The sequence below is a fragment of the Collinsella aerofaciens genome (assembly GCF_964243765.1).
GTDB lineage: Bacteria > Actinomycetota > Coriobacteriia > Coriobacteriales > Coriobacteriaceae > Collinsella > Collinsella aerofaciens_BU.
In genome coordinates this window covers 1-2,607 of record NZ_CAXTGI010000021.1, presented here as the reverse complement: position 1 = coordinate 2,607, position 2,607 = coordinate 1, and the positions used below count along the sequence as shown (strand labels likewise).

The window sequence follows — 2,607 nt, the reverse complement described above, 5'->3', positions numbered from 1 at the left end:
TTTTCATAAATACTTCTGAAAAGTTTTTCTGGAATAAGCATAGTTTATCATAATTATATTAACATTCGCTTAATGGAAAGTCAACGAAAAACTAGACACGGAGTTAAGAGAATTTAAGAATTATATTTTTCAAAGTCTTTTGGAGACTTGTAATCAAGACCTGAATGCATCCTTTTTGTATTGTAATAGGTCTCAATGTATTTAAATATTTCTTGAGTAGCCTCAGCTCTTGTCTCAAAATGAGCATCATTAATAAGCTCCCTCTTTAGCGTCTTATAAAAAGACTCCATCATTGCATTGTCATATGGATTTCCTTTACGACTCATGCTAGATTGAGCACCGACTTGACGAAGAGTAGATTGATAACGAGAGCTTGTATATTGACTCCCTTGATCAGTATGGACAATCAAGCCAGGCTGAGGATGTTCTTTCCCACAAGCTTGTAAGAAGCAATCCCTCACCAGTTTATCTTGCATCCGTGAAGACATTGACCAGCCTACAATCTTACGTGAAAAAACGTCGATATTCACGGCTAAGTATAAGGTGCCTTCTTTGGTAGGGATATAGGTCATGTCTCCCAGCCATACTTTATTAGGAGCTGTTGCTTTAAAGATCTGATTAATTAAATTGGGTCTTGAAAGCGAAGCTCCTTTTCTGTTGTAATGTTTATATTTATAACGGCTTCCCTTGGCATAAAGTCCCATCAAGTGCATCAGTTTCCCAACACGTTTCGTGTTGGTCATAATACCAGTATTATGAAGTACCTTGGTAATTCTAACCGCACCATAGCGTCCCTTATGCTCATGAAAGACAGCTTTTATCTTCTCTGAGAGAATTTCTCTCTCCACTTGTTGTTTTGAAGGACGACGATGCATGTATTCATAGAAACCTGAGCGAGAAACCTTAAGAACTTTTACTGCATGCTTAATTTTTATCTTCCCATGATGTTTCAAGAGAAATTCAAAACGTTTTACTTGCTTCGCTTCAAGAAGACCCGGAACTTTTTTAGAAGTTCAAGTTCCTCCTGAAGATAACGATTTTCTTTCTCTAACAATTTAATCTTATGTTGGGCATCAGCTAGGGCTGTCCCATTGCCTGGAAAAGCACTTTCTCCATATTCTTCAACTTCTTGAACCCAGCGATAAAGACTATTGGCATGAACCTCAAGCTCTTGGCTGACTTCTTTAACAGAGTAACCCTCTTCAAGAATGAGTTTTACTGCAGAATTTTTAAATTGTTTATCGAATTTTCTTCTTGCCATAATAAACCTTTCCACGATTTCTCTTAACTTTGTGTCTAGTTTATTATAACCTTTCCACCTTTCATTTTTGTGTCTTAATAGACAGATTATAACACCCAATTTTCTGTCCACTTTTATAGTATAGCTCCATGGCACGTGTTGGAGATCTTTTAGGAATCAACTATCTAGGGACGCATACCATGCGTAAAACAGGCACTTATCGTGTTTATACGCAGTCAAATTATAATATTGGTTTAGTGATGCATTTATTAAACCATTCAAGTGAAGCCATGACCTTAACGTATCTTGGATTAGATCAAGCTAGTCGAGAAACGATGTTAGACCAAATTGATTTTGGGTAATGAATGTTTAGAACTTAGTAGTCGTCCAAAAACGACTACTTTTTTTGTTGAATCGTCCAAGGACGATTCGATGCTTTTGACTTGTAAGAACAGGATTGAATGAAGCCATACTGTTCGCATATTTTTAGTGGATGAACAAACAAAATACGAGAGATTTTTTGTTCGTTCATCCATGGTTTTAGGGGTTCTGTTGCAAAGTTTTCCAAAAAATCTATTTTAGTGTAAAATTGAGAAAAAAGACAGAGAGGACAGAGTAATGAATCATTTTAAAGGCAAACAATTCAAAAAAGACGTCATTATTGTCGCTGTTGGTTACTACCTGCGTTACAATCTAAGCTATCGTGAAGTTCAGGAATTGTTATATGATCGTGGAATAAATGTTTGTCATACTACGGTTTATCGTTGGGTGCAAGAGTACAGCAAAGTCCTCTATTATCTTTGGAAGAAGAAAAATAGACAATCCTTCTATTCATGGAAAATGGACGAAACCTATATCAAAATTAAGGGACGTTGGCATTATCTTTATCGTGCACTTGATACGGACGGCTTAACCTTAGATATCTGGTTACGAAAGAAACGGGATACGCAAGCAGCCTATGCTTTCTTAAAACGACTCCATAAACAGTTTGGTGAGCCGAAAGCAATTGTGACCGATAAAGCACTTTCTCTTGGCTCCGCCTTTAGAAAGTTACAGAGTGTGGGTTTATATACTAAGACAGAGCACCGAACTGTGAAGTATCTTAACAATTTAATAGAACAAGACCATCGACCTATTAAACGACGAAATAAATTTTATCAAAGTCTCCGTACAGACTCTTCCACGATTAAGGGCATGGAGACCATTCGAGGAATATATAAAAAGAACCGAAGAAATGGAACGCTCTTCGGCTTTTCGGTGTCTACTGAAATCAAGGTATTAATGGGAATACCAGCCTAAGATATTTGGAGTTCAGAGAGGGCGCGTTTGATTTTCAAACTTCGCAACAGAACCAATTTGTCCAAGAT

Annotated in this window: 3 protein-coding genes; 2 read left to right on the top strand and 1 reads right to left on the bottom strand. The window is 37.0% G+C overall.

The annotated features are described in order from the left end of the window. Positions 1-113 precede the first annotated feature (113 nt). Positions 114-1,261, bottom strand: a protein-coding gene (locus ACESSC_RS09720) for an IS3 family transposase (protein WP_095586744.1) whose coding sequence is annotated in 2 segments (ribosomal slippage) — positions 114-1,009 and positions 1,009-1,261 — 1,149 coding nt in all. Because the reading frame shifts where the segments join, the coding sequence is not laid out codon by codon here. Between the two features lie 128 nt (positions 1,262-1,389). Between ACESSC_RS09720 and ACESSC_RS09715 the strand changes: the two genes are divergently transcribed. Both ACESSC_RS09715 and ACESSC_RS09710 read left to right on the top strand, forming a co-directional pair. Then, a complete protein-coding gene (locus ACESSC_RS09715) occupies positions 1,390-1,602 on the top strand; it encodes a site-specific integrase (RefSeq protein WP_351154098.1) in 213 nt (70 codons plus the stop codon). A 256-nt stretch (positions 1,603-1,858) separates the two neighbouring features. Beyond that, the gene (locus ACESSC_RS09710) at positions 1,859-2,539 is read left to right on the top strand and encodes an IS6 family transposase (protein ID WP_373162732.1); all 681 of its coding nucleotides are present in this window, start codon (positions 1,859-1,861) and stop codon (positions 2,537-2,539) included. The last annotated feature ends 68 nt before the right edge of the window (positions 2,540-2,607 follow it).